At 46.8% G+C, this 26,127-nt stretch carries 22 protein-coding genes (1 of these 22 cut by a window edge); 10 read left to right on the top strand and 12 right to left on the bottom strand.

Annotation, left to right across the window (positions count from 1 at the left end; genetic code table 11):
* Positions 1-84: 84 nt before the first annotated feature.
* The 9 genes from DXC57_RS15825 to rpmH all read right to left on the bottom strand — a co-directional run bounded on the left by DXC57_RS15825 (position 85) and on the right by rpmH (position 8,131).
* The gene (locus DXC57_RS15825) at positions 85-213 is read right to left on the bottom strand and encodes a hypothetical protein (RefSeq protein WP_279221078.1); all 129 of its coding nucleotides are present in this window, start codon (positions 211-213) and stop codon (positions 85-87) included.
* 96 nt (positions 214-309) lie between these two features.
* Positions 310-1,077: a 16S rRNA (guanine(527)-N(7))-methyltransferase RsmG gene (rsmG, locus tag DXC57_RS04410; RefSeq protein WP_118651380.1), complete on the bottom strand. Its 768-nt coding sequence runs from the start codon at positions 1,075-1,077 to the stop codon at positions 310-312.
* A 260-nt stretch (positions 1,078-1,337) separates the two neighbouring features.
* A complete protein-coding gene (gene mnmG, locus DXC57_RS04405) occupies positions 1,338-3,245 on the bottom strand; it encodes a tRNA uridine-5-carboxymethylaminomethyl(34) synthesis enzyme MnmG (protein ID WP_118651378.1) in 1,908 nt (635 codons plus the stop codon).
* A gap of 348 nt (positions 3,246-3,593) precedes the next feature.
* Positions 3,594-4,973: a tRNA uridine-5-carboxymethylaminomethyl(34) synthesis GTPase MnmE gene (gene mnmE, locus DXC57_RS04400; protein WP_118651376.1), complete on the bottom strand. Its 1,380-nt coding sequence runs from the start codon at positions 4,971-4,973 to the stop codon at positions 3,594-3,596.
* Between the two features lie 187 nt (positions 4,974-5,160).
* Positions 5,161-5,829, bottom strand: coding sequence for an RNA-binding cell elongation regulator Jag/EloR (jag, locus tag DXC57_RS04395; RefSeq protein WP_107000956.1), 669 nt, complete (start codon positions 5,827-5,829; stop codon positions 5,161-5,163).
* Between the two features lie 14 nt (positions 5,830-5,843).
* Complete coding sequence (locus DXC57_RS04390; RefSeq protein ID WP_347501752.1) at positions 5,844-7,097, bottom strand: YidC/Oxa1 family membrane protein insertase; 1,254 nt, start codon at positions 7,095-7,097, stop codon at positions 5,844-5,846.
* Between the two features lie 19 nt (positions 7,098-7,116).
* Positions 7,117-7,326: a membrane protein insertion efficiency factor YidD gene (yidD, locus tag DXC57_RS04385; RefSeq protein ID WP_347501864.1), complete on the bottom strand. Its 210-nt coding sequence runs from the start codon at positions 7,324-7,326 to the stop codon at positions 7,117-7,119.
* The gene (gene rnpA, locus DXC57_RS04380) at positions 7,322-7,681 is read right to left on the bottom strand and encodes a ribonuclease P protein component (protein WP_118651372.1); all 360 of its coding nucleotides are present in this window, start codon (positions 7,679-7,681) and stop codon (positions 7,322-7,324) included. Before rnpA ends, yidD begins: the two co-directional genes overlap by 5 nt.
* A 315-nt stretch (positions 7,682-7,996) precedes the next feature.
* Positions 7,997-8,131: a 50S ribosomal protein L34 gene (rpmH, locus tag DXC57_RS04375; protein WP_087225913.1), complete on the bottom strand. Its 135-nt coding sequence runs from the start codon at positions 8,129-8,131 to the stop codon at positions 7,997-7,999.
* 599 nt (positions 8,132-8,730) lie between these two features.
* On the opposite strand from rpmH, the gene dnaA reads away from it, so the two are divergent.
* The 6 genes from dnaA (at position 8,731) to gyrA (ending at position 17,401) form a co-directional block, all read left to right on the top strand.
* On the top strand, positions 8,731-10,101 hold the full coding sequence (dnaA, locus tag DXC57_RS04370; protein ID WP_022358493.1) for a chromosomal replication initiator protein DnaA: 1,371 nt from the start codon (positions 8,731-8,733) through the stop codon (positions 10,099-10,101).
* A gap of 285 nt (positions 10,102-10,386) precedes the next feature.
* Positions 10,387-11,505, top strand: coding sequence for a DNA polymerase III subunit beta (gene dnaN, locus DXC57_RS04360; protein WP_022358494.1), 1,119 nt, complete (start codon positions 10,387-10,389; stop codon positions 11,503-11,505).
* A 60-nt stretch (positions 11,506-11,565) separates the two neighbouring features.
* Positions 11,566-11,772 (top strand): RNA-binding S4 domain-containing protein, encoded by a 207-nt coding sequence (locus tag DXC57_RS04355; RefSeq protein ID WP_107000960.1) that lies wholly within the window; start codon positions 11,566-11,568, stop codon positions 11,770-11,772.
* An 11-nt stretch (positions 11,773-11,783) separates the two neighbouring features.
* Positions 11,784-12,893, top strand: a complete 1,110-nt coding sequence (gene recF, locus DXC57_RS04350; RefSeq protein WP_118651368.1) for a DNA replication/repair protein RecF — start codon at positions 11,784-11,786, stop codon at positions 12,891-12,893.
* A 22-nt stretch (positions 12,894-12,915) separates the two neighbouring features.
* A complete protein-coding gene (gene gyrB / locus DXC57_RS04345; protein WP_118493319.1) occupies positions 12,916-14,829 on the top strand; it encodes a DNA topoisomerase (ATP-hydrolyzing) subunit B in 1,914 nt (637 codons plus the stop codon).
* Positions 14,830-14,875: 46 nt separating this feature from the next.
* Entirely contained in the window at positions 14,876-17,401 is a 2,526-nt protein-coding gene (gene gyrA, locus DXC57_RS04340) for a DNA gyrase subunit A (protein ID WP_117796769.1), read from the top strand.
* Positions 17,402-17,696: 295 nt separating this feature from the next.
* Here gyrA and DXC57_RS04335 read toward each other — a convergent pair whose 3' ends face one another.
* Entirely contained in the window at positions 17,697-18,710 is a 1,014-nt protein-coding gene (locus tag DXC57_RS04335; RefSeq protein WP_118469371.1) for a LacI family DNA-binding transcriptional regulator, read from the bottom strand.
* A gap of 184 nt (positions 18,711-18,894) precedes the next feature.
* Here DXC57_RS04335 and DXC57_RS04330 point away from each other — a divergent pair, with 184 nt between their 5' ends.
* From DXC57_RS04330 to DXC57_RS04315, 4 genes are all read left to right on the top strand, one after another.
* Positions 18,895-20,466 carry an AbgT family transporter gene (locus DXC57_RS04330; protein WP_107000965.1) on the top strand — a complete coding sequence of 524 codons (1,572 nt, stop codon included), beginning with the start codon at positions 18,895-18,897 and terminating at the stop codon, positions 20,464-20,466.
* Between the two features lie 127 nt (positions 20,467-20,593).
* Positions 20,594-22,411 carry an aminopeptidase P family N-terminal domain-containing protein gene (locus tag DXC57_RS04325; protein WP_243101274.1) on the top strand — a complete coding sequence of 606 codons (1,818 nt, stop codon included), beginning with the start codon at positions 20,594-20,596 and terminating at the stop codon, positions 22,409-22,411.
* Positions 22,412-22,679: 268 nt separating this feature from the next.
* Positions 22,680-23,522, top strand: a complete 843-nt coding sequence (locus DXC57_RS04320; protein WP_022358414.1) for a fumarate hydratase — start codon at positions 22,680-22,682, stop codon at positions 23,520-23,522.
* 150 nt (positions 23,523-23,672) lie between these two features.
* The gene (locus DXC57_RS04315) at positions 23,673-24,239 is read left to right on the top strand and encodes a Fe-S-containing hydro-lyase (protein ID WP_333549073.1); all 567 of its coding nucleotides are present in this window, start codon (positions 23,673-23,675) and stop codon (positions 24,237-24,239) included.
* A gap of 128 nt (positions 24,240-24,367) precedes the next feature.
* Here the strand turns inward: DXC57_RS04315 and DXC57_RS04310 are convergent, their stop codons facing one another.
* Positions 24,368-25,291, bottom strand: coding sequence for an AEC family transporter (locus DXC57_RS04310; RefSeq protein ID WP_118651364.1), 924 nt, complete (start codon positions 25,289-25,291; stop codon positions 24,368-24,370).
* A protein-coding gene (locus tag DXC57_RS04305; RefSeq protein WP_118651362.1) for a 2-dehydropantoate 2-reductase crosses the window boundary here: on the bottom strand, positions 25,273-26,127 show its 3' portion. The gene runs 78 nt beyond the window's last position; 855 of the gene's 933 nt are visible here — the last part of the coding sequence; the start codon falls outside the window, past its right edge; its stop codon occupies positions 25,273-25,275. Before DXC57_RS04305 ends, DXC57_RS04310 begins: the two co-directional genes overlap by 19 nt.

Raw genomic sequence — 26,127 nt, 5'->3', positions numbered from 1 at the left:
CCGGAATGCTCCTCTTTATTCTACATTATTCCCACTCGATCTCTTCGGCTTTCGCACAAAAAAACTATATTCTGTAACGAAAACTCAAATTTTATAAATTTTCCCTATTATTTCCAGCTCTGCCATCGCCTCTACCCGCTTCTCCAGATTTCCTCCGTCATATACCTGATACGGCTTCTGGAACACAATCTTCCAGAACAAATATTCAGTCATACATTTTTGTTTAAACCCCGCCTATATGAAAAAGAAAGACTGCATATCCTACGTGTTCCATATACAGTCTTTCTCTATCCACCTTTTGTGATTGCTTTATTTCAACGGCTCCCGCGACGGCGTTCCCGCTTTTCTCGGATACTTCTTTCCCGTCCTCTCTGTCTTATGAATCCGGACCAGGTTACGCTCATCCTCATTGGCAAGGTGGAAGGAAATCACATCCTCCAACTCGCCGCCCAGCTTGCGGATCGCACCTTTTCCCGTCTTCATCTCTTCCTCCAGTTTGCCTGATTTGTACGGTACAAACCAGCCTCCCACCTTGACAAATGGCAGGCAGTATTCCGACAGCGTGGACAGATTTGCCACCGCGCGTGAAACGCAGAAATCAAATGTTTCACGTGAAACATTATCATGTGCCGCATCCTCCGCCCGTCCGTGAACCGCCTGAATTTTTTCCAGTTCCAATGCCTGAATTACCTCGTTCAGAAAGTTGATCCGCTTATTTAAAGAATCGAGAAGCGTGACCTTTAAATTTGGAAATGCAATCTTTAACGGGATACCCGGAAATCCAGCTCCCGTTCCAACATCGATCAACGTATACTCTTTCTCTGCCAGATCCGGCACTGCTTTCACAAGTGCCAGACTATCCGAAAAATGTTTGGTCACAACTTCCTTCTGTTCCGTGATCGCTGTCAGATTCACCATCGTATTCCAATGAATCAACAGTTCATAGTAATCGTAGAACTGCTTGATCTGGTGTTCATTTAACGTGACGCCCATCTCCTGCGCTTCTTTTTGAAGCTGCTCGGTAAAGTCTGCCGGAGCCAGAACCACACCGCTTTCTACTTTATTTTCTTCTGCCATAAATATATCCTTTATGATATGTTCTATTTTTTCTCAGGTTCTTATCTATCTTACATTTTGAGTTGCTGCAATGCGTTTACCTGTTTCCATGCAGTCTCTGAATCGTTACTGTTCACGCATACGTGCCCAGTAACGGAATTTGCCGTGGCTTCGCATTTAAATACGGCAAATTCCTCCTGCCACCAGGTTTTCTTACGGCACTTTCGGTTCCAAAAGTGCCTGCCCGTGTACAGTAACTCTGAATCCGCTCGTTTCTATATTTACAGTTCTTTCTTCTTTTCCCCATGCCCCGCATGGCGGCTCTGCTCTAAGTGTACCAGCAGCACCGAAATATCCGCCGGTGACACGCCCGCGATTCGGGATGCCTGACCGATATTTGCCGGTTTATAGAGATTTAATTTCTGTACTGCCTCACGGCGCAGGCTTCCGACCGTGGAATAGTCGAAGTTTTCATCCAGCTTCCGGCTCTCCATCTTCTTGAACTGTGCAACCTGCTGCAGCTGGCGGCGGATATAGCCGTCATACTTGATGTTGATGTTGATCTGCTCGATCACATCTTCCGGAAGTTCCGGACGGTTCGGATCCAGCTCTGCCAGTGCTTCATAGCTTAACTCCGGACGGCGTACCAGCTCTGCCAGCGTTGCCGCGGTCTTGAGCGGGGTGCTTCCGTGGCGCTCTAAAAATTCCTGCACTTCTTTTCCAGCGCCAATGTTGATCTTCTCCAGACGCTTTGCCTCTTCCTCGATTATGTTTTCTTTCCAGAGGACACGCTCATACATCGCATCACTGACCAGTCCAATCTCATGCCCGATCGGGGAAAGACGCAGATCCGCGTTGTCCTGACGCAAAAGCAGGCGGTATTCCGCACGCGACGTCATCATCCGGTACGGTTCATGGTTTTCTTTGGTAACCAGATCGTCGATCAAGACACCGATATATGCCTGGGAACGGTCGAGGATGATCGGTTCTTTTCCCAGCACTTCGCGCGCCGCATTGACACCCGCCATAAAGCCCTGTACCGCCGCTTCCTCATAACCGGAGCTTCCGTTAAACTGACCGCCGCTGAACAATCCCCGGATCGCCTTAAATTCCAGCGATGCCTTTAACTGGCGTGCATTGATACAATCGTACTCAATTGCATATGCATTTCGAACAATTTTTACATTTTCGAGTCCCGGCACGGTACGGTACATCGCGTACTGCACATCCTCCGGCAGGGAACTGGACATACCGCCCAGATACATTTCATTCGTATAAATTCCCTCCGGCTCGACAAAAACCTGATGACGGTTCTTATCTGGAAATTTTACCACCTTATCCTCGATCGATGGACAGTAACGCGGACCTGTTCCCTCGATCGCGCCCGAAAAGAGGGGCGATCGATCCAGGTTGTTGCGGATGATCTCATGTGTTTTCTCATTGGTATAGGTCAGCCAGCAGGACACCTGCTCCTTCTGCACCGACTCCGGATCGGTGGAAAAAGAAAATGGCACAACCCTCTCATCGCCGAACTGCTCTTCCATCTTAGAAAAATCGATGCTGCGCTTATCGACACGCGCCGGTGTGCCCGTCTTGAAACGGAACATCTCGATTCCCAGCTTTTTCAGGGAGTCTGTCAGATGTTTTGCCGCCTGCAGACCATTCGGTCCGGTCGGATTACTCACATCGCCATAGATACATCTCGCTTTCAGGTACGTTCCCGTTGCCAGCACCACCGCCTTGCAGTAATACGTCGCGCCGGAGTACGTTTTCAGTCCTTTGATCTGACCTTCTTCCACGATCAGCTCTGCCACCTCTCCCTGACGGATCGTCAGGTGATCGGTATTTTCCATGGTACGGCGCATCTGGCGGGTGTATTCCTGCTTGTCCGCCTGCGCGCGGAGCGAATGCACCGCCGGTCCCTTGGACTGGTTGAGCATCTTGGACTGTATAAAGGTTTTATCTATATTTTTTCCCATCTCGCCGCCGAGCGCATCCAGCTCGCGCACCAAGTGGCCCTTCGAGCTTCCGCCGACATTCGGGTTGCACGGCATCAGGGCGATGCTGTCCACGCTGACGGTAAACACGATCGTCTCGAGTCCCAGTCTCGCGCTTGCCAGCGCCGCCTCACAGCCGGCGTGTCCCGCCCCGACGACCGCTACATCATAATTTTCTGTTAAACAGGGCATGTTTCCTCTTTCCTCTCTATCTCTGCGTTCTATTCAAGTCGAACGTCCGTGAGACTTGGCGCGTGATTCTGGTCAGCGTAAGCTGACATATTCTTTACAGAATCACTGCGCATCCTCGCGGAGCGTTTATCTCAGTCGGAGACAAGGCTTCCACTGAGACAAATTTGCTATTACTCACCACGGGAGTCTTCTCGACTGAGATAAACACTGCGGCTCATGCGCCGTATGATTCGCAGCCGATTTTACTGTAGCTGCACATTTCAATTCGATCAAACGCCTCATATGCTTTCTTATTTTCAGGTCCACCCTATCATACCACAGGGAAAGAAACCTTGCAAAAAAATTGATCTATTTCCCCATACAAAAATGGCTGAAAATCTCATTCACCAGATCCTCTTCCAGTGATTCCCCAAGGATCGTTCCAAGATGTTCATAGGCATCCATCAGATCAATCGAGAAAAAATCCTCCGGCATCGCATTGTCGATGCTTGTCTCGACCAGGCGCAGGCTTTTCAGCGCCTGCTCCATCGCCGTCTTGTGACGGACGTTTGTCAGCATGACCTGATCGTTGAAATTCAGGTTTCCCTGCAAGAACATCGTCTGAATTTTTTCCTCCAATCGATCAATTCCCTGCTGTTCCTTCGCCGATACCGGGATCACTTCCTGCCCGCACGCTTCGCGAAGCGCTTCTTCTGTGAGAACCGGTTCCAGATCTGTCTTATTTAAGAGGACGATCACCTTCCGTCCCCGGATCAAATCGAGGATCTGACGGTCATTTTCATCCAGCTTCCTTGATCCATCGACCACATACAAGATCAAATCTGCCTCATCCGCAATTTTTCTCGCCCGTTCCACGCCAATCTTTTCAACGATATCCTCCGTTTCCCGGATGCCCGCCGTATCGATCAAATTTAAACTAAGCCCGCGCAGACGGATATTTTCCTCCAGCGTATCGCGTGTCGTACCGGCGATCTCTGTCACAATCGCGCGATCCTCTCCCAGCAGTACATTCATCAGGGACGATTTTCCTGCATTCGGCTTACCTAAGATCACGGTTTTGATCCCCTCCGTCATGATACGCCCGTTGTCAAACGTCCCGATCGACGTCTCCAGTTCCATCTCAATCGGCTGCAGCGTCTCCCGAAGGCGCTCCGGGTATCCGTCCAGGGAAATATGCTCCGGATCATCAAGTGCGGACTCAATAAAGGCGATCTCATAGATTAGTTTTTCGCGGAGTTCCCGCACTTTCCGCGACATTGAACCGCTCAACTGGCTGACCGAAGACTGCAGCGCATACTCATTTTTCGACTGGATCACATCGATCACGGCTTCCGCCTGCGAAAGATCAATTCTGCCATTTAAAAACGCCCGCTTCGTAAATTCGCCTGGTTCCGCCAGCCGCGCCCCACATTTTACCGCCAGCTCCAGAATCCGCTTCATCACCAGAACGCCTCCGTGACAGTCAATCTCTACCGTGTCCTCCGCCGTATAACTGTGCGGACCGCGCATCAAAAGAAGCAGCACTTCATCGATCCGTTCCTCTCCATCCCGAATATATCCATAATGAATCGTATACGTTTTCTGCTCTGAAAGCCTCTTCCCCGCCACCGCCGGTTCAAACATCCGCTCCGCCACCGCCACAGCGTCCGAACCGCTAATCCGGATAATCCCAATCCCCGAACTCGAAAGCGCCGTCGCGATCGCGGCGATTGTATCTGTATATACCATATATATAAATCCTTCCTTGCTTTTTATCTTCTTATTCTATACCATATGGAAGCATTTTCCCATCTTTATTTACAAATCTAGTCTAATATTTATTTCTTTTTTCATGTTTTCACGATAAACCTCTCGCGCTCGATCCCCCACAAAAAAGAAGGTCTAGATACCTCCAGACCTTCTTCGTCACACTTATTTACTTCTCATATCTCCCATACCCGTCACTTCTCTCGCGTCTGCCCTCACGCTTCAGCGAAATAATCACATGCCGGAACGGATCCTCGCCCTCGCTGCGGGTGGTGACATACTTGTCATTCTGCAGCGCTGCATGAATGATCCGTCTCTCATACGGGTTCATCGGCTCCAAAGATACGGAACGTTTCGTTCTCTTTACCTTGTAAGCAATGTTCTTTGCCAGTGTCTCAAGCGTCTCTTTCCGTCTCTCGCGGTAATTCTCGGTATCGAGCTTCACGCGGACGTAATTCTCGCTCTTCTTGTTGACAACCAGGCTGACCAGATACTGGAGAGAATCCAGGGTCTGACCTCTCTTACCGATCAAAATACCCATATCCTCGCCGGAGAGGTCAATGTTCATCTCGCACTCTTCCTCATTGAAAGCCGCTGCGATCTTCACATCTAAGTTCATCGCATCAAATACCTGGCTTAAAAAGTCGATCGCACGATCCTCGAGCGTCTCTTTTTTCTTAGCACGGATGATCGCCGGTTTCGCGCCGATCCCCAGAAATCCGGCGCTTCCTTTTTCGACCACTTCGTACTCTAATTTATCACTGGTGGTTTCCAGTTCAATCAGTGCCTTTGTTACTGCCTCATCGACTGTCTTAGCGGTAACCGTAATCATATCCATCCTGCGCCCTCCTTCTATTTTTTCGCGTGCTTATCGTTGTACTTCTGCACCATCTTGGCCTTGGAAGCCAGACTGCCCGGCTTCGGATCGGAATTGTAAAATGCTTCAGACGCCTCCATCTGCTTTTTATTGCGGGAGATCTTGTCCTCTTTCGCCTTGCTTTCCGCATCCTCGCGTGCCTGAAGCGCCTTTAAATTCACGCTTGCCTTCTCGCTGACATTGGCCGGCGGCAGACCTTTTCTCGCTCTCTTCTTGTTCATCTTCTCCACGTTGCGGCGGATCAGATCATCGACATCGATCTTGTTCATATGTGCATTTACGATCAGCTGCTGAACGAGCTGGAATGCACCCTGAACGACCCAGTAGATACCGATCGCGGACGGCAGGGAGAAACAGAAGAATACGGACATCAGCGGCATCGTGATCATCATGCTGTTCATCATGCTCGCGCCCGGCGCGTCCTGATCCACCTGCTGTAAATTGGAAATCAGCTTGGTGGAGAGCCACTGGGTCAGACCCGCAAGGATCGGGATGATCCATGCGATCGTGATGTGGTTAAAACCGGTAAACGGCGGAGTTGCCAGATTGATGCCGAAGAAATAGTTCATCTGCTCAATCTTGCTCGCATTTTCTGCGATCGTCGAAGAGATCTGCGGGAATAAACTTTCCAGCGTATCCCATCCAGCCGGTGTCAACTTATATAACATATCTACGACTTTGTTTGCCACGGTGTAGTCTACCTTGTCCACCGCCATGCCGACACCGCTTGCCAGCTCGGAAATCTTGTTGATGTAATCCGGCTGCCCCATCAGCGGGTTCGCTACGTTGTCAAAAAAGACACGTACTGACGGTACGTATGCCGGAATGTTGTAGATAACCCGGTACAAAGCGAAGATAATCGGAAGCTGAATCGCCATCGGCAGACATCCTGCCATCGGATTCGAGCCATATTTCTCATAGACTGCCTGCATCTCGACCTGTTGTTTAGCCATCGATGCCTGATCGGTTTTTCCCTTATACCTATTCTGAACCGCCTTGATTTCAGGGTTCATAAGCGACATAAGTTTTGACGATTCCTGCTGTTTGATCGTCAGAGGAAATAACAGTAACTTTGTGATAATGGTAAACAGGATGATACACAGACCGATATTCATGATCCCCATGCTGCTGGTAATCCGGAATAAAAAGTCCATGATATAACCAAACACGCTGGCGATCGGTCCCATGATCGAACCTGCCTTTGTCGCAACTAAAACGCTAACGTCCAATGAACTACCTCCTCATCCTTTACGGAACTGGATCATAACCGCCTTCTGCAAATGGATTACAGCGAAGAATCCGCTTACATACCAAAATCATACCTTTTACAGCGCCGTACTTTTTAAGTGCCTGGATGGCGTACTCCGAGCACGTCGGCGTGTACTTGCAGTGAGGTCCTGTCATAGGGGAAATATAGAGCTGATATCCCCGAATCATCTTTATCAAGATCTTCTTAATCAATATTCTCACTTCGATTCTCCAGAATGTTATGCAGTCCGCATAAGTGCAGGTATGCACTCTCAATTTTTTTGAAGTCTGCTTCTTTCGCTGCCGGTCTGGCAACGACTACGATGTCTAATCCGAGTCTGACTCTGTCCTTATTTAACCGATAGCTCTCCCGTACCAACCTTGTCACGTGATGGCGGACCACGCTGTTTCCAACCTTTTTGCTGACGGAGATACCGATCCGAGGATCCTTCCCGTCATCCACCCGCTTCACGTACATAACCAGAAGCTTATTGGCATAGGATTTCCCTGTCTTGTAAACCTTTTGAAATTCGCTGTTCTTCTTAATTGAATTAAAACGCTTCATTAAAATCACCAATGATAAATAATATAAAAAAGAATGTGCCCTGGCACATTCTCGCGCCGAGCGCGGTCGCTTGCGACATGTTTCTGCTTCGCGCAAGTGCGCATCCTCGCGGAGCGTTTTTTATTCATAGGACGCAATTTCCTATGAATAAAATAGAATCCGGCTCGCCGGATTCACGCACCGAGGTGCGATTGCATTAGCAATCATTTTCCCCTGCACCGAGTGTGCATCGCAGAGCTTTTCTTAATTTCATAGAACTTTTTCTATGAATATTAAGAAAGGCCACAATCTATAACTCGATTGCGGCCTCGTTCATTAAGCAGATAATTTTGCTCTACCTTTTGCTCTTCTGGCAGCCAGAACTTTTCTTCCACCTGCGCTGCTCATTCTCGCACGGAATCCATGAACTTTTGCTCTCTGTCTTTTCTTCGGCTGAAATGTCATCTTCATGTCTGCATACACCTCCTCATCCATAATATAGTAAGAGAAATCCACGCTTCCTCCGGCTCACGCCGAAATCCGCATTCTTCTCAACATAGTTAGACTATTGTAATTAAACATCTTCTCCATTATATAGAAGAATTCCGCATTCGTCAACCACTATTTTGATCTTTTTAATCCTCATAGAACAAGGAATTTCTGTGGTTTTTCCACCATTTCGATCCTGCTTCCCCACAGATCGATCGTCGATTGCTGTCGCGGTGCCTTGTTGTATACAGTATACACGCCGAGGCATTTCCATTTTGTGGATAAAAAAATCCTTATTTTATCAGCATTCCCGCCACCTATTCACAGCTTATCCTCCACTTATCCACATTTTGGGGATAACTTGTGGAAAAGCCGTGGAATACGATCTGGATAAGCTTCTGATTGTTCACACCCATTCACCAAAAAGCCTTATTTTTCGGCGTTTTTTCCACGTGGATAACTGAATTTCACTTATTCACATTGCGGGTTTTTATTGAAAAATGTGGACAAATCATGTAGAATAGAACTTAGATTGGGTTATTTTGCAGTTTTGGCTGCTTTTTACGTTTAGGAGACACAGTATGATAGAGAAAATTAAGGAAAAATGGGATGAAATTCTCCTCCATATTAAAGAAGAACACGAACTGACGGACGTTTCTTTCAAAACATGGCTGCTTCCGACGCAGCCTTATTCCATGAAAGACGGCACCCTTCAGATCCTGGTTCCGGATGTGCAATTTCTCGGCTATATCAAAAAAAAATACGGACTTTTGATCCAGATTACCATCGAAGAACTAACCGGAATCGAGTGTGAGGTCGATTTTGTCACCATCGAACAGGTCGATGAGCCGCAAAAAGAGACGGACAAAAGCCATCTGATCAACCGCCCGTCCGAGGTCAGCCGCCAGCTCATCCAGGATGCGAACTTAAATCCGCGCTACACATTCGACACCTTCGTCGTCGGCGCGAACAATAACTTAGCGCACGCCGCTTCCCTCGCCGTGGCAGAATCTCCGGGTGAGATCTACAACCCTCTCTTCATTTACGGGGGTGTAGGTCTGGGAAAAACGCATCTTATGCACTCGATCGGACATTTTATCTTAAAAAACAATCCAAAAGCGAAGGTTCTCTACGTTACAAGTGAGAAGTTTACGAACGAACTGATCGATGCGATCCGGAACAAAAACAATATTTCCACCACGGAGTTCCGTGAAAAATACAGAAACAACGACGTCCTCCTCATCGATGATATCCAGTTTATTATCGGTAAGGAATCAACACAGGAAGAATTTTTCCATACCTTCAACGCACTCTATGAAGCGAAAAAACAGATCATTATCTCCTCAGATAAGCCGCCGAAAGAGATCGAGACGCTGGAAGAACGGCTTCGTTCCCGTTTCGAATGGGGCTTGACCGTCGATATCCAGTCGCCGGATTATGAAACCCGTATGGCGATCCTCCGCAAAAAAGAGGAACTCGAGGGCTACAATATAGATAATGAAGTGATCAAGTACATCGCCACCAACGTCAAGTCCAACATCCGTGAGCTCGAGGGCGCCCTCACCAAGATCGTCGCCCTTTCCAAGTTAAATAACAAGGAGATCACGACGGAGCTGGCGGAGGAAGCGCTCAAGGATCTCATTTCCCCGAACGCGGAGAAGGAAGTGACCCCGGAGCTGATCATCCAGGTCGTTGCCGATCATTTTGGTATCACTCCGCTTGACATTTCCTCCCAGAAGCGCAACAAGGAGATCGTATTCCCGCGCCAGATCGTGATGTATATCTGCCGTTCGATGCTCGGAACTTCCCTGCAGAATATCGGCAAATATTTAGGCGGTCGGGATCACACGACGATCATCCACGGTCACGACAAGATCGCTGCCGATATGGAGAAAAACGAATCGCTTCGCAATACAGTGGAAATCTTAATGAAAAAGATCAGCCCACAGTAGGTTTCTTCCACATTTTCGCGTGGAAAAGTGGTTGAAAACCTGTGGATAACTTTTCCCACATTTTGCTCCATTTCAGGGCTGTGGATAATTCAAAAGTTATCCAGCCGGTTCCGGACAGTTTTGCACAGCCTTTTTAACCATTCAAAAGGAGTCTGAACCCCTATATTTTCAGGGCTGTCCGGAGAATTCCACATATTCACAGCCCCTACTACGATTGCGACGAAATTTATATATATCTTTTCTTTCCGTTCCACGTTATTTTTAGCAAAGGAGTTATCAACAAACATGAAGCTTTCATTTGAAAAAGATCATTTAATGAACGGCATCAACATTGTTCTGAAGGCCGTTCCTTCCAAAACCACCATGCCGATTCTCGAATGCATCCTGATCGATGCTGTTTCGGATGAAATCAAACTGACCGGCAACGATATGGAGCTGGGAATTGAGACGAAGGTCGAAGGAACGATCCTGGAACGTGGAAAAATCGCTCTTGATGCCAAGCTTTTTTCCGATATTATCCGCAAGCTCTCCGGCGAAAATTCTACGATCACGATCGAATCGGATGAAAAATACAACACGACGATCACCTGTGACAAGGCTATTTTCCAGATTCAGGGCAAGGACGGCGATGAATTTTCCTATATTCCCCACATTGAGCGGGATAAATTCATCACACTTTCCCAGTTTACCTTAAAAGAGATCATTCGCCAGACGATCTTCTCGATCTCGCCGAACGACAGCAACAAGATGATGACCGGTGAGCTGATGGAGGTCACCGGCAATGAACTTAAGCTCGTTTCCCTCGACGGACACCGCATGTCGATCCGCAAAGTTGCATTAAAAGAACAGTACAGTGATATAAAAGTCATCGTTCCTGGCAAGACTTTAGGTGAGATCAGCAAGATCTTAAACGGTGACAACGACTCTGAGGTACAGATTTTCTTCAGCACCAACCACATCATGTTTGAATTTGACGACACGATCGTGTTATCCCGCCTGATTGAGGGCGAGTATTTCCGGATCAATCAGATGCTTTCCTCCGATTATGAGACGAAAGTTACCTTGAACCGCCGCGATTTCATGGATGCGATCGACCGTGCGAGCATTCTCGTCCGTGAAAATGATAAGAAACCTTTGATCTTAAACTTTACCGATGAAGAAATGGAGTTAAAGATGCATTCCGCTTTCGGTACGATGGATGCCCGTCTGGCGATTACCAAGTTTGGAAAAGACCTGATGATCGGCTTCAACCCGAAGTTTTTGGGTGATGCGCTGCGAATCATCGATGATGAGGAAGTGACTCTGTACATGATGAATCCGAAATCCCCGTGCTTTATCCGGGACGAGGAGGAGACTTACATCTATCTGATCCTGCCGGTCAATTTCAATGCGGCAGCGATCTAACCTGCCATTTTTAGACATGGCAGGTGCAGGCAGACAGTGACAGAAAGGATCTGAAATAAGATGGAGATAAAACTGAGAGATGAATTTATAAAACTGGGTCAGGCGCTTAAGGCAGCTGGTCTGGTAGAGTCCGGCGTGGATGCTAAATTTGCGATTCAGGACGGGCTTGTGAAGGTCAATGGTGCGGTGGAGATGCAGCGCGGCAAGAAGCTTTACGACGGAGACAAAGTCGAGTATGACGGAGAGACCGTAACAATCACCAAATAAAGGATGGTTTCATGTTTATCGAATCGATCGAACTCAAAAATTATCGCAATTACGGGGAATTACATATGGATTTTGATCCGGGGACGAATGTTCTCTACGGAGACAACGCGCAGGGTAAAACCAATATCCTCGAAGCGGTCTACGTGTGTGCGACGACCAAGTCCCACCGCGGCAGCAAGGACAGGGAGATCATCGAATTCGGAGAGGACGAGTCCCACATCAAGATGCAGCTTCGCAAGGACGATGTGCCATACCGGATCGACATGCACCTAAAGAAAAATAAGACGAAGGGCGTGGCGGTCAACGGGATTCCGATCCGGCGGGCGAGCGAGCTTTTTGGCATCGTTAACGTGGTGTTTTTTTCGCCGGAAGATCTGAATCTCATTAAGAACGGGCCGGCGGATCGGCGCCGTTTTATTGATCTGGAATTATGCCAGTTAAACCGGCTCTATGTTCATTCGCTGGTGCAGTACAACCGGGTAGTGATACAGAGAAATAAGCTCTTAAAGGAGCTGTTTTTCCATCCCGAGTACGAGGAGATGCTGGATATATGGGATATGCAGCTTGCTTCCTACGGGCGGGAGGTGAGCCAGTACCGGCGGAAATTTATCGGTGAATTAAACGAATTGATCCGTCCGATCCATCAGAAATTGTCGGGCGGAAAGGAAGAGCTTGTTATTCAGTATGAGCCGAACACGGAGGCAGATCAGTTGGAAGCGGCAGTCAAAAAGAGCCGCGAGGCGGACCGGAAGCAGAAGACGACGCTGGTCGGACCACACCGGGATGACTTAAGTTTCTATGTCAATGGGATTGACATCCGGCGCTTCGGTTCACAGGGACAGCAGAGGACGGCGGCATTATCGCTCAAACTGGCGGAGATTGAGCTGGTTAAAAAGATCAAAAAGGAGTATCCGATCCTGCTTCTCGACGATGTTTTGTCGGAGTTAGATGGAAAACGGCAGGATCATCTGCTCGCCAGCATCCGCCACATACAGACGATCATTACCTGTACGGGCTTGGATGATTTTATCAGCCACAGCTTCCAGATAGATAAGACCTTTCGGGTCGTGAGCGGGACGGTCACCTGTGAACGTCCAAACAAGACAACTAGTCAGACATAAAACAGCAAGTGAAGGAGGAACTATGGGTTCAGAATACAGTGCAGATCAAATACAGATATTGGAGGGATTGGAGGCGGTCAGAAAGCGTCCTGGTATGTATATAGGCAGCACATCTGTAAGAGGCCTCCATCACCTGGTGTATGAGATAGTAGACAACTCCGTGGACGAGGCGCTCGCTGGATACTGCAGCCACATTGAGGTGCAGATCAATGCGGACAATTCGATCACGGTACAGGATGACGGTCGTGGCATTCCGGTTGACATCCAGAAAAAGGCGGGTCTTCCGGCGGTTGAGGTCGTATTTACGATCCTGCATGCGGGCGGCAAGTTCGGCGGCGGCGGATACAAGGTATCCGGCGGTCTGCACGGCGTAGGCGCATCGGTTGTAAATGCCCTTTCCGAGTGGCTGGAGGTTGAAATCTGCCGCGATGGAAAGGTATATAAACAGCGCTATGAGCGCGGCAAAACGATGTATCCGCTGAAAGTAGTCGGTGAGTGTGCTCCGGATAAGCACGGCACACGGGTCGTATTCCTGCCGGATAAGGAGATTTTCGAGGAAACGGTCTACGACTATGATACGTTAAAAGTACGCCTGCGTGAGACGGCATTCCTGACGAAAAACTTAAAGATCACCCTGCGGGATGACAGAGAAGTGAAGCATGAGAAGACCTTCCACTATGAGGGCGGTATCAAGGAATTTGTCACCTACTTGAACCGAAGCAATGAGAAGCTTTATGAACCGGTTATCTACTGCGAGGGCATCAAGGACAAGGTATTTGTCGAGGTGGCGATGCAGCATAACGATTCCTACACGGAAAATATCTACACCTTCGTCAATAATATCAACACACCGGAGGGCGGTACCCATCTGGCCGGCTTTAAGAGTGCTCTGACCAAGACTTTTAATGACTATGCGAAGAAAAATAAGCTTCTGAAGGAAAATGAGCCGGCACTCAGCGGTGAGGATATCCGCGAGGGCCTTACAGCGATCATCAGCGTTAAGATCGAGGAGCCGCAGTTTGAGGGACAGACGAAGCAGAAACTCGGCAACAGCGAGGCCCGCGCGGCGGTCGATGCGATCGTGAGCGAGCAGCTGACGTATTTCCTGGAGCAGAATCCAACGGTTGCCAAGATCATCTGTGAGAAATCAATTCTTGCCAAGAGAGCCCGCGACGCAGCCCGCAAGGCGCGCGAGATGACGAGACGTAAATCAGCGCTCGACGGCATGGCGCTTCCAGGAAAATTAGCCGACTGTTCCGACAAGAATCCGGAAAACTGCGAGATCTACATCGTAGAGGGAGATTCCGCGGGTGGTTCTGCGAAAGAGGCTAGAAATAAATCCAATCAGGCTATTCTGCCCCTTCGAGGCAAGATCTTAAACGTAGAAAAAGCAAGACTGGATCGAATTTACGGCAATGCGGAGATCCGTGCGATGATCACGGCATTTGGTACCGGTATTCATGAAGATTTTGATATTTCAAAACTTCGTTACAACAAGATCATTATCATGACCGATGCCGATGTGGACGGTGCTCATATCAGTACCCTGCTTTTGACGTTCCTGTATCGTTTTATGCCGGATCTGATCCGGGATGGACATGTATATCTGGCACAGCCGCCGCTTTATAAGATCGAGAAGAATAAGCGTGTCTGGTATGCATACAGCGATGATGAGCTGAATTCGATTCTGACTGAGATTGGCCGTGACAACAACAATAAGATCCAGCGTTATAAAGGTCTGGGCGAGATGGACGCGGAACAGCTTTGGGAGACTACTATGGATCCGGAGCGCCGAATTCTTCTCCGTGTACAGATCGACAGTGAGACTGCTTCGGAGGTTGATCTGACATTTGCTACCCTGATGGGTGATCAGGTTGAGCCGCGCCGTGAGTTTATCGAGGCAAATGCGAAGTACGTAAAGAACCTGGATATTTAATTAAATTTAAGTCACTTAAATCCTTTTGAGGACGAAAGGAGTATAGATGGAACCAAATATATTTGACAAAATTCATGACATTGATCTGAAAAAGACAATGGAAACGTCTTACATCGATTATGCGATGAGCGTTATCGCCGCCCGGGCACTCCCGGACGTGCGCGACGGCTTGAAACCGGTGCAGAGACGAGTGCTTTATTCGATGGTTGAGCTGAATAACGGTCCGGATAAGCCGCACCGTAAATCCGCCCGTATCGTCGGTGATACAATGGGTAAATATCATCCGCACGGCGACAGCTCCATTTACGGCGCATTGGTTAATATGGCTCAGAAATGGGCTACCCGTTACCCGCTTGTAGATGGACATGGAAACTTCGGTTCCATGGACGGCGACGGCGCTGCAGCGATGCGATACACCGAGGCAAGGCTGAGCCGTATTTCCATGGAGATGCTGGCAGATATCGGCAAAAATACCGTTGATTTCATGCCGAACTTTGATGAGACTGAGAAAGAACCGACGGTTCTTCCGGCTCGTTTTCCCAATATTCTGGTAAATGGCGGCACCGGTATCGCCGTTGGTATGGCAACGAATATTCCGCCTCACAACCTGCGTGAGGTGATTGCTGCCGTTGTCAAGATCATAGACAACCGGGTGGAGGAAGACCGCCCGACTACCATCGAAGAACTGATGGAGATCGTAAAGGGACCTGATTTTCCGACAGGAGCAACCATCCTTGGAAAAGCGGGCATCGAAGAAGCTTACAGAACCGGACGCGGCAAGATCCGTGTACGGGCTGTATACAATATCGAGGCCATGGCAAATGGCAAGAGCCGTATCATCGTGACAGAGCTTCCTTATGCAGTGAATAAGGCTCGTTTGATCGAAAAGATCGCAGAGCTTGTAAAGGATAAAAAGCTTGATGGAATCACGGATCTGCGTGATGAATCCAACCGTGAGGGACTTCGGATCTGCATTGAACTGCGCCGTGATGTGAATGCCAATGTCATCATGAACCGTCTGCTGAAGCATACACAGCTGCAGGACACCTTTGGTGTGATTATGCTGGCGCTGGTTAATAATGAGCCGCGTATCTTAAATCTGCAGCAGATTCTGGAATATTACTTAAAGCACCAGGAAGATGTTGTAACCAGAAGAACCAAGTATGATCTGAACAAGGCAGAAGAGAGAGCACACATTTTGGAAGGTCTCTTAAAAGCACTGGATCATATCGATGAGGTTATCAAGATTATCCGCGGTTCTGCCAATGTTCAGGCGGCGAAAGCTCAGTTAATGGAGCGTTTTGATCTTTCGGATGCACAGGCACAGGCCATCGTAGATATGCGTCTGCGTGCTCTGACCGGTCTGGAACGCGAGAAACTGGAAAATGAATATAAAGAGCTGGAGGCAAAGATTGCAGAGTTGAAAGCGATTCTGGCAGATGAGAAGAAACTTCTGTGTGTTATCAAGGAGGAGATCTCCCTCATCGCTGATAAATACGGAGATGACCGCCGTACCGCCATCGGATATGATGAATACGATATGTCTGCGGAGGATTTGATCCCGGATGACGATATCGTTGTGACCATGACCAATTTTGGCTATATTAAGAGAATGTCCAGCGATAATTTCAAGAGCCAGAACCGCGGAGGCAAGGGAATCAAGGGCATGCAGACTATTGAGGAAGATTATATCGAAGATCTGCTGATGACCACAACCCATCATTATGTGATGTTCTTTACCAACAAGGGACGCGTATACCGTCTGAAGGGATACGAGATTCCGGAGGCAGGACGCACTGCCAGAGGTACTGCCATCGTGAATCTGCTTCCGCTGATGCCAGGCGAGAAGATCACATCCATCGTTCCTATGAAGGAGATCGATGATGAGAAATATCTCTTCATGGCAACCCGCAATGGTATGGTTAAGAAGACTCCGATGAAGGAATACAGCAATGTCCGCAAGAACGGTCTTCAGGCGATTGTACTTCGTGATGACGATGAATTGATCGAAGTTAAGGCTACCGATAATACCGAAGATATTTTCCTGATCACAAAGAAAGGTATGTGTATCCGATTCCATGAGACCGATGTCCGCGTGACAGGCCGTGTTTCCATGGGGGTTATCGGCATGAAGTTTGATGAAGGCGATGAAGTCATCGGTATGCAGATGGCCAGCCAGGGAGAATGCCTGCTGGTAGTATCGGAAAATGGTTATGGAAAACGCACTCCGATTGATGAATTTACAGCCCAGAACCGAGGCGGCAAGGGCGTGCGCTGCTATAAGATCATCGACAAAACCGGTGATTTGGTGGGTGCAAAGCTGGTAGATAATGAGCGCAAGATCATGCTGATTACCAATGAAGGCATCATCATCAAGATGGCAGTCAGCGACATCTCGATTATCGGACGCAATACCTCCGGTGTGAAGCTGATGAGTATTGATGCTGAATCCGGCATAGCAGTTGCAAGCATCGCCAAGGTGCGGGAGAGCGACAAGGATGAGGATGAAGAAGACGAATTTCTGGAGGAACAGGACGGAGAAGAAACCGAATCTGAGAATACAGAAGAATAAAAGTTACAGTTCAGCCATGCGCTGGTTTGAATGAGAAAGTGTGTTGCAAGCTTGCTTGCATAAGCACTTTTTCATCCAAATCAGCATATGGTGGACCCACCATGCTTCTTGTTTTCATGAATATGGAAACAAGAAGATGTCATGGCTGAACTGTAACGAATAAAAAGTAAAAAAGATCAGATATCCTTGATCTTTGAAAAGAAAATCATAAAAAAGAGAACATCCGGCAATTCATAAACTGGAATTAGCGGGTGTTCTCTTTTTGATCTTTATAAGGCGCAGTATTTTAACAGCGTCACAGCGTCGTTTCTCTCTGAATGAGTCGGCACCTGAATTCCTGGTAGGTAAATTCAGATTCACGGTTTTCGATCATAGCAAGAAGAAGTTTGGCAGCATACTCGCCCATTTGATCGTAGGGAATATCAATGCCGCTGATAGAAGGATAGTCCATTTCATAGAAATTCACCTCGTTCAGGAAGATATGGCGAATTCTCTGAGGGATGGAAAAGCCTGTTTTTAATATTTCACGCTGCAGCAGCAGTCCAATGTCGTAGTTTTGAGAAATGGCAAGATCAAAACTGCGGTTTTCCATGTATTTAGCTAAAAATTGCTGCAAATGAATCAGATCACGATCCTTGATAGGGCAGATCACGTGCTCCAGATGGCAGTTCGGTGCCGTCCGGCGAAGCAGGGATTCAAAAAGCGGATATTTATTATTAACTAAAAGACCGTCATTGCTGATGGAAAAATACCGCACTTCGCGGATTCCCTTTTCCAGACAGAAGGAGGCACATTCCTGCAGGGCATATTCAAATGCATGGGGGAACGGCGTTTTTTTTGAGAAAACCCCGTCCATACAGATAACCACATAGGGAATATGATTTTCATCGGCTGGTTTTGTAAAAGCAGCGTGATCATCGTTGGAAATAAAAATGAGTCCATCGATCACGTTGGAATAATAGCTTTTGACATAATCCGGAGAAGAATCTATATCATCCATTTCATTGAAAATCGTGATGGTATAGTCGATCTGGGACAGGTACTGGCTGATTCCGGTAAAAGCGTTTAAGAAAGCCTGGCGGCTGTAATCCTTTGCACATACAATTCCGATGGACGTGCAGTTTTTGGTCCGCATGCTTTTGGCGGAAGCATTGGGATAGTAGTGAAGTGTTTCAACGGCATCTAAAACCTTGCGTCTGGTTTCCTCACTGATCTTCTGATTCTGGCGATTATTGATCACATAAGATACAGTCGCCTGAGAGACTCCGCAGAGTTTTGCGATGTCTTTTGCAGTAACATTTTTTTTCATAATTTTGTAGACTCCTTATAACACTTTTACAGTTTATTAAATTTCTCTAAAAATGTCTATAGAAATTCACTAAAATACACAATAATTTAATATTACTAAAAAAACAATTGAAATGCCGATCCTTTTGTGATATTCTAACAATACAAAATTTACTTATACGTATAAGTTAGGAATGGAGGAAAAAATGGGAAAAGCAAACGAACAAGCAAAAGATAAGCCTTCGTTATTAAACCGCTGGCTGAACGGAATTGAGAAAGTCGGAAATAAACTTCCGCATCCGATTTCTATTTTTGCAATTTTAGTTCTCTTTGTTATCGTTCTTTCTGCTGTCTGTGAGATGGCTGGAGTTTCGGCAACAGGTGAACTGGTTAACCGTTCTAAGGGAGTCGTAGAGACTCAGACGGTTCAGGCTGTCAGCCTTTTGAATGGTGAGGGGCTTGTGTACATGCTGACACATGCAATCACTAACTTTACAGGATTCGCTCCTTTGGGAGTTGTCCTGGTAGCTATGTTTGGTATCGGACTTCTGGAGGACAGTGGTTTAATCGGAGGCGCATTAAAGTCTGCTGTAGAGGTTACTCCGGCTAAGTTAATCACTCCGATGATCGTATTCTTAGGCGTTATGTCCAACCTGGCTGACGCAGTTGGATACATTGTTCTGATTCCGATTGCTGCACTGATGTTTATGGCATACAATCGTCATCCGGTAGTTGGTATGGCTGCAGCATTTGCAGGTGTATCCGGTGGTTTCTCTGCAAACTTATTAATCGGTACTCTGGATCCGCTTCTTTGCGGTATTACCAACGAGGCTGTAAAGATGGTAGACCCGACTTATGTAGTTGAGCCGACCGGAAACTGGTACTTCATGATGGTATCTACCTTCCTGATCACAATCTTAGGTACTATCATCACTGAGAAAGTCGTTGCACCGCGTTTTGGTGAGTATCACGGCAATGGGGAAGAGAATGAAACAAGCTCTGAGTATAAATTAAATGACCAGGAAAGAAAGGCTCTGAAAGTAGCTGGTTTAACCTTACTGGTTATGATTCTGGTTCTGGTAGCTTTCTGTCTCCCGGCTAACTCTGTTATGAGAGCTGAGGATGGAACACTGTTAGGAAACTCTCCGTTTATGGAGGGCATCATCCCGATTATCACTGTACTTTTCTTCGTACCGTCTGTTGTATATGGTCATATGACTGGCGTATATCACGGAGAGAAGGATGTCTGCAACGCTATGGGACGTGCCATGGGAACCATGAGCTCCTACATCGCTCTGACCTTTGTGGCAGCACAGTTTATTAACTTCTTTGGTTATACCAAATTAGGAACGATCCTTGCATTAAAGGGAGCTGAGTTTTTTAGAAACTCCGGTATCGGAACTATCCCGACCATGATCTTATTCGTTCTTTTTGCAGCATTCATCAACCTGTTCATGGGTTCTGCATCTGCAAAATGGGCTCTGATCGCGCCGGTATTCGTACCGATGTTCATGCTGTTAGGTTACACACCGGAGTTCGCTCAGGTTGCTTACCGTATCGGTGACTCCTGTACAAACGTTATCACTCCGATGATGTCCTATTTCGCAATGATTATCGTATTCATGAAGAAATACGATAAAGAGGCTGGTATCGGAACTCTGGTTTCCACCATGCTTCCGTACAGTATCTGCTTCCTGATTGGATGGAGTATCCTGTTAGTATTATGGATCGTACTTAACCTTCCGTTAGGACCGGGCGTTGGAATGTTTCTTGGCTAATGGGGCTGAATCGTTACGATAATTTAAATAACTAGAATAAGATGTACTCTGGGAATGTTTTATGCGGAATGCATAGACATTCCAGGAGTACATATTTTTTCAAAAAAATTGCATGAAGGAGGAAATAATGAACCAGACAAATATAAAAATTGGACAATTAAGAGATCGCATGAAAGAACTGGGAATCGATGCATACCTGGTTCCGACTGCGGATTTTCATGAATCTGAGTATGTAGGCGAATTCTTTAAATGCCGTCACTTTCTGACCGGTTTCAACGGAACCGCTGGAACGGCTGTTATCACTATGGACAAAGCCGGACTCTGGACAGACGGAAGATACTTTGTACAGGCAGAAGAGCAGCTTTCAGGCAGTGAGATCAAATTATACCGCATGGGTGAACCTGAATTCCCGACTCTGGACGAGTTTTTAGAGGAGGAACTTCCGGTTGATGGATGCCTTGGATTTGACGGCCGTGTTGTAAACTCTGAGCTGGGGTATGGTCTTCAGAACTTACTGCAGGAAAAAAATGTAACAATCAACTGCAGCAAGGATCTGGTAGGTGAGATCTGGACTTCCCGTCCGGCTATGTCCTGCGAGCCTATCTGGAGCCTGGATGTAAAATATGCCGGAAAGAGTACCGTAGAGAAACTTTCAGATCTTCGTGATGCCATGAAGAAAAATAAAGCACAGATTCATCTTATGACGGCTCTGGATGAAATCGCATGGTTATTCAACCTTCGTGGAAACGATATTGTAAATAACCCGGTATTTCTGTCCTATGCACTTATTACACAGGATGAAGCCTATTTATACGTACAGAAAGAAGCTATCAAAGAAGATACTAAGATGGGAAAAGCAGTTTGTGCGGCTTTAGCTGAGGCAAAGGTTCAGGTAAAAGAGTATGCGGAATTCTTACAGGATGTGGCAGCCCTGAAGAATGAGAAGATTCTTCTGGAACGCAAGAAAGCAAGCTTTGCTGTATGCGAGAGCATTGATGCTTCCTGCCGCATCATAGACGAGATGAATCCTTGTGCGACCATGAAGGCTGTTAAAAATGCGACCGAGATCGAAAATATGCGTAAGGCCCATTTAAAAGATGGCATTGCTGTTACCAAGTTTATGTACTGGCTGAAGCATACCATCGGAACCTGCGATATGACAGAGATGACAGCGGCTCATAAAATTGAAGAACTGCGAGCAGAGCAGGGCAACTATATCGAGCCAAGTTTCGTAACCATTGCCGCTTACAAGGAAAATGCAGCAATGTGCCATTATCATCCAAGCGATGAGGTATGCAAGAAATTAAAACCGGAAGGTCTTCTGCTGGTAGATTCCGGCGGACAGTATTTAGAGGGAACTACTGATATCACAAGAACCTATGCGTTAGGACCTCTGACCGAGAAGGAAAAAGAGTATTACACAATCGTAGCAGCCGCTATGCTGAAGGTATCAACCATGAAGTTCCTTCACGGCTGCCGGGGAATCAACTTAGACTACACCATCCGTGAAGCATTCTGGAAACGTGGTCTTGATTTTGCACATGGTACCGGACATGGTGTTGGATATCTTTCTAACGTACATGAGAGACCGAACGGACTGCGCTGGAAAGTTGTTCCGGAGCGTCAGGACAGCGCTGTGATCGAGCCGGGCATGATCTGCTCCGATGAGCCAGGTCTGTACTTTGCTGGCGATTTTGGAACCAGAACCGAGAACCTGATCTTATGTGTCGAGGATGAAAAGAACGAGTACGGACAGTTCCTGAAATTCGAATTTCTGACCAAGGCTCCCATTGACTTAGAGGCACTGGATACACGTTTCATGGATGACGCGGATATTGAGCGCTTAAATACATACCATAAAGACGTATACGAAACCATTTCTCCGTACATGAATGACGAAGAAAAAGAGTGGTTAAAACACGTGACAAGAGAAATTTCAAGATAATATGATGTTACAGTTCAGCCATGCGCTGGTTTGAATGAATATGGAAACAAGAAGATGTCATGGCTGAACTGTAACAATATGATACCTCCTGAATAGATAGAGATAAATTCGAAATCTATTCAGGGGGTATTTTTATTACATATATTCGGAAATGATTGCAAGATTATTTAATTTCTATTATGATGATATAAGAGTCATTAATGATTAAGAGATACGGTTCTATCTGCGTAAGCAGATAAAAATTTCATGGAAGAAGGGTAGTTTTCAAATGAGAAGAATCAATGTTGAAACCATTACACAGAATATCAAAGAAATGTGCATTGAGGCCAACCATTTTCTGTCACCGGATATGAAAAAGGTGTTTGATGAGGCGGCAGCGAGTGAAGAATCTCCATTGGGACGTCAGATTTTAGGCCAGCTGGAAGAAAACTTATGTATCGCTGGTGAGGAGATGATTCCGATCTGCCAGGATACCGGAATGGCAGTTGTGTTTATCAAGGTAGGACAGGATGTACATCTGATCGGCGGTTCTCTGACCGATGCCATCAATGAGGGCGTGCGTCAGGGATATGTAGACGGATATCTCCGTAAATCCGTGGTTAAGGATCCGATTTACCGTGAGAATACGAAGGATAACACACCGGCTATCATTCATTATGAGATCGTAGAGGGTGAGCAGGTAGAGATCACGGTGGCTCCGAAGGGATTTGGAAGTGAAAACATGAGCCGTGTGTTCATGCTGAAACCGGCAGATGGAATCGAAGGAGTCAAGGATGCTATTCTGACAGCGGTGCGGGATGCGGGACCGAATGCCTGTCCTCCGATGGTAGTAGGCGTTGGAATCGGTGGAACCTTTGAAAAGTGTGCAGAGATGGCCAAGCACGCGCTGACCAGAAATCTGGAAGAGGAATCACCGGTTGAGTATGTGCGTGATCTGGAAAAAGAAATGCTTGAAACGATCAATAACCTTGGGATCGGTCCTGGCGGTTTAGGCGGACGGACAACCGCCCTGGCTGTCAATATTGAAACCTACCCGACCCATATTGCAGGGCTGCCGGTAGGCATCAATATCTGCTGTCATGTAAACCGTCATGCGCACAGAGTGATTTGATGAATATTTTTAGGATTGCGAAAGTGCGAAGCACATAGCAATCCGGTATCAAAAGGGGAAAAATCTCTTGTGACCCAAACATCGTTTGATAGTATAAAGAATGTACTCTCGGAGTCTTTCCTGCACAAAAGGATACCGAGAGCACATAAGATAGATTTGGAGGAAAATATGGATAGAACAATCACAGCTCCAATTGACAGGGAGACATTAAAAAGCCTGCATGCAGGTGATTATGTATATATAAGCGGAACCATCTATACGGCACGTGATGCAGCTCATAAGCGCATGATAGAGACACTGGATGAAGGAAGAGAACTTCCCCTTGATCTGAAAGATAATGTAATTTATTATATGGGACCGTCACCGGCCAGAGAGGGCCGTCCGATTGGTTCTGCAGGTCCGACCACAGCCAGCCGTATGGATAAATATACTCCAAGACTTCTGGATCTCGGCATGGGAGCCATGATCGGAAAAGGAAAGAGAAGCCAGGCAGTCATCGATGCCATCGTTCGCAATGGTGCCGTTTATTTTGCGGCAGTGGGCGGAGCCGGAGCAATTCTTTCAAAGTGCATTAAGGAATCGGAAGTGATTGCATACGATGATCTGGGAACAGAGGCGATCCGAAAATTGACGGTAGAAAATATGCCTATGATTGTGGTAATTGATTCCGAAGGAAACAATCTTTACGAGACCGCGGTAAAGGAATATCAGAGATAGGATAATAAGATATCAGATGTGGGATGACTCCCATCCCGCAGCAAGAATGCAGATGCATTTTTGAGTTTTATGAAGAGAGGTTATTGGCTGTTTGGCAAATAACCTCTCTTTTGTCGTGAAGAATAAAGTTATAATTGATAGAGATAAACCATGATTGGCATGGTTATCATACAAAGCAGAGTGGTAATTACGTTAATGGCACCAGCATAGCGGGCATCTTTTCCATATACCTGGGCCATCTGCGTGATTGTGGAGGCGGATGGGGTGATTGTGGCTAACAGGGTGACAAGCAGAATTTGTGAACCATTCTCAGCAAAAGAAGCAAGGCCGCTGAATTTAAGAAGTAAAATTGTCAAAAGCGGTACACCGATGAGCCGCAGAATCGTGACAAGTCCAATATGGGGAAAAGCCAGAATTTCCTGGGGCGTGGTTCCGGCAATCAGCATTCCTGAGATCAGCATGGCCAAAGGACCAATCATGCTTCCCAGGGAGCGGACAGCGCTGTCCACTGGACCGGGAAGTGAAATCTGTGCCAAGAATAGAAAAATACCGAATAAAATGGCAATCATATTTGTATTTGTTATGATTTTTTTAAAATCAGGCTTCTTTTCTTCACAGATCATCATTTTGCCATGACTCCAGAGAAGAAAAAGCTGTACAGAGACGTAGGCGCTGGAATAAATAACCCAGTCTGGTCCTAGAATAGAGGAAACAAGCGGTATAACAAGATTTCCTGCATTAGAGTAGATGATAGAGGCTTTTTCGACTCCGTTAAGATGAAGAAGAGGTCCTATAAAGTAAAAAAGGACAATCAGGATGAGATGGATCAATACAGCAGCAGCCACCGCCAAAAGAAGCCCATTTAGGATGGAAGGGTTGCAGCTGACCTGAAAAGCAGATAAAATCGAACAGGGGACTACGATATAGACAGACAGGCGTGAAAGAATGCGGCTGTCATCTGAGCGGCAAATGCCAGTCTTTACCAAAACAAAGCCTAAAAACATGATGATAAATAATGCCGCAATTTTACCAACTAAAATTCCAATGGACATAATACTTTTGCTACCTCCTCATAACAGGGCATAGAGACAGAATATTTTTTTGCAAGTCGGAGTGGCTCCATGACAAGTCCGTCCAGTTCCGATGATTTTCCTTCCATTATGTCACGCTGCATGGAAGTGGTGGCATCGGCAGATAAGTTGGAAAGAATCTCCAGATTTATTTTTACATAGTCTTTTTCAAAGGGATATCCCATGGCAGCAGCCAGAGCGCTGATTTCACGAATCATGGATTTAAATAATTCACGGGCAGGTCCTTCCTTTTGAAAATCTCCGGCCACGGCATGAAGGTAGACTCCGGAAGCTCCGATAGGGGAGACATAGGAAAATTTCTCCAAAGCATCCCTTTGGATATGGGTGGATAAAACTCCATCGATACCGCTTTCGCAAAGATCCGATTGAATGGCTGATAAAATCGGAGAAATATAGAAAGGATCCCTGGGACCGAAGACAACCCTTAAGATAGGACCGTGCTGAACCAGAACACCGGGATGTTCTAAGGATGCAGAAACATAGATGCATCCATCCAGAACGGTACAATCCGGTAATTCTTTCTGCACCCTGGCACCGGTTCCATATATATTTAAGATGGGAATAATAATTGTGCGGGGACCAGCGGTCTGTCGGATAAAAGGAAGGACGGAATCAAGGGAATATTCTTTTACGCATATAAAGATAACCTCCGGAGCCGGGGAAAGAGCACAGGATTCTTCCATGGATAATGCACGAACCTCAAGATGTTCTTCCGTCTGATCCCAGAGATGACGAATGATGAGACCGTTATTACGCATAGCATCAAGGTTGGAACCACGGGCAATGAATGTAACATC

Origin of the sequence: Clostridium sp. TF06-15AC (assembly GCF_003481165.1) — a bacterium.
Lineage (GTDB): Bacteria > Bacillota > Clostridia > Lachnospirales > Lachnospiraceae > Otoolea > Otoolea fessa.
This window is presented reverse-complemented; position numbering and strand designations above follow the sequence as displayed.

Coding starts and splice junctions, on each gene's coding strand:
- DXC57_RS15825 (WP_279221078.1), bottom strand. CDS start 213: ATGACTGAATATTTGTTCTGGAAGATTGTGTTCCAGAAGCCGTATCAG.
- rsmG (WP_118651380.1), bottom strand. CDS start 1,077: ATGGCAGAAGAAAATAAAGTAGAAAGCGGTGTGGTTCTGGCTCCGGCA.
- mnmG (WP_118651378.1), bottom strand. CDS start 3,245: ATGCCCTGTTTAACAGAAAATTATGATGTAGCGGTCGTCGGGGCGGGA.
- mnmE (WP_118651376.1), bottom strand. CDS start 4,973: ATGGTATATACAGATACAATCGCCGCGATCGCGACGGCGCTTTCGAGT.
- jag (WP_107000956.1), bottom strand. CDS start 5,829: ATGGATATGATTACGGTTACCGCTAAGACAGTCGATGAGGCAGTAACA.
- rnpA (WP_118651372.1), bottom strand. CDS start 7,681: ATGAAGCGTTTTAATTCAATTAAGAAGAACAGCGAATTTCAAAAGGTT.
- rpmH (WP_087225913.1), bottom strand. CDS start 8,131: ATGAAGATGACATTTCAGCCGAAGAAAAGACAGAGAGCAAAAGTTCAT.
- dnaA (WP_022358493.1), top strand. CDS start 8,731: ATGATAGAGAAAATTAAGGAAAAATGGGATGAAATTCTCCTCCATATT.
- dnaN (WP_022358494.1), top strand. CDS start 10,387: ATGAAGCTTTCATTTGAAAAAGATCATTTAATGAACGGCATCAACATT.
- DXC57_RS04355 (WP_107000960.1), top strand. CDS start 11,566: ATGGAGATAAAACTGAGAGATGAATTTATAAAACTGGGTCAGGCGCTT.
- recF (WP_118651368.1), top strand. CDS start 11,784: ATGTTTATCGAATCGATCGAACTCAAAAATTATCGCAATTACGGGGAA.
- gyrB (WP_118493319.1), top strand. CDS start 12,916: ATGGGTTCAGAATACAGTGCAGATCAAATACAGATATTGGAGGGATTG.
- gyrA (WP_117796769.1), top strand. CDS start 14,876: ATGGAACCAAATATATTTGACAAAATTCATGACATTGATCTGAAAAAG.
- DXC57_RS04335 (WP_118469371.1), bottom strand. CDS start 18,710: ATGAAAAAAAATGTTACTGCAAAAGACATCGCAAAACTCTGCGGAGTC.
- DXC57_RS04330 (WP_107000965.1), top strand. CDS start 18,895: ATGGGAAAAGCAAACGAACAAGCAAAAGATAAGCCTTCGTTATTAAAC.
- DXC57_RS04325 (WP_243101274.1), top strand. CDS start 20,594: ATGAACCAGACAAATATAAAAATTGGACAATTAAGAGATCGCATGAAA.
- DXC57_RS04320 (WP_022358414.1), top strand. CDS start 22,680: ATGAGAAGAATCAATGTTGAAACCATTACACAGAATATCAAAGAAATG.
- DXC57_RS04310 (WP_118651364.1), bottom strand. CDS start 25,291: ATGTCCATTGGAATTTTAGTTGGTAAAATTGCGGCATTATTTATCATC.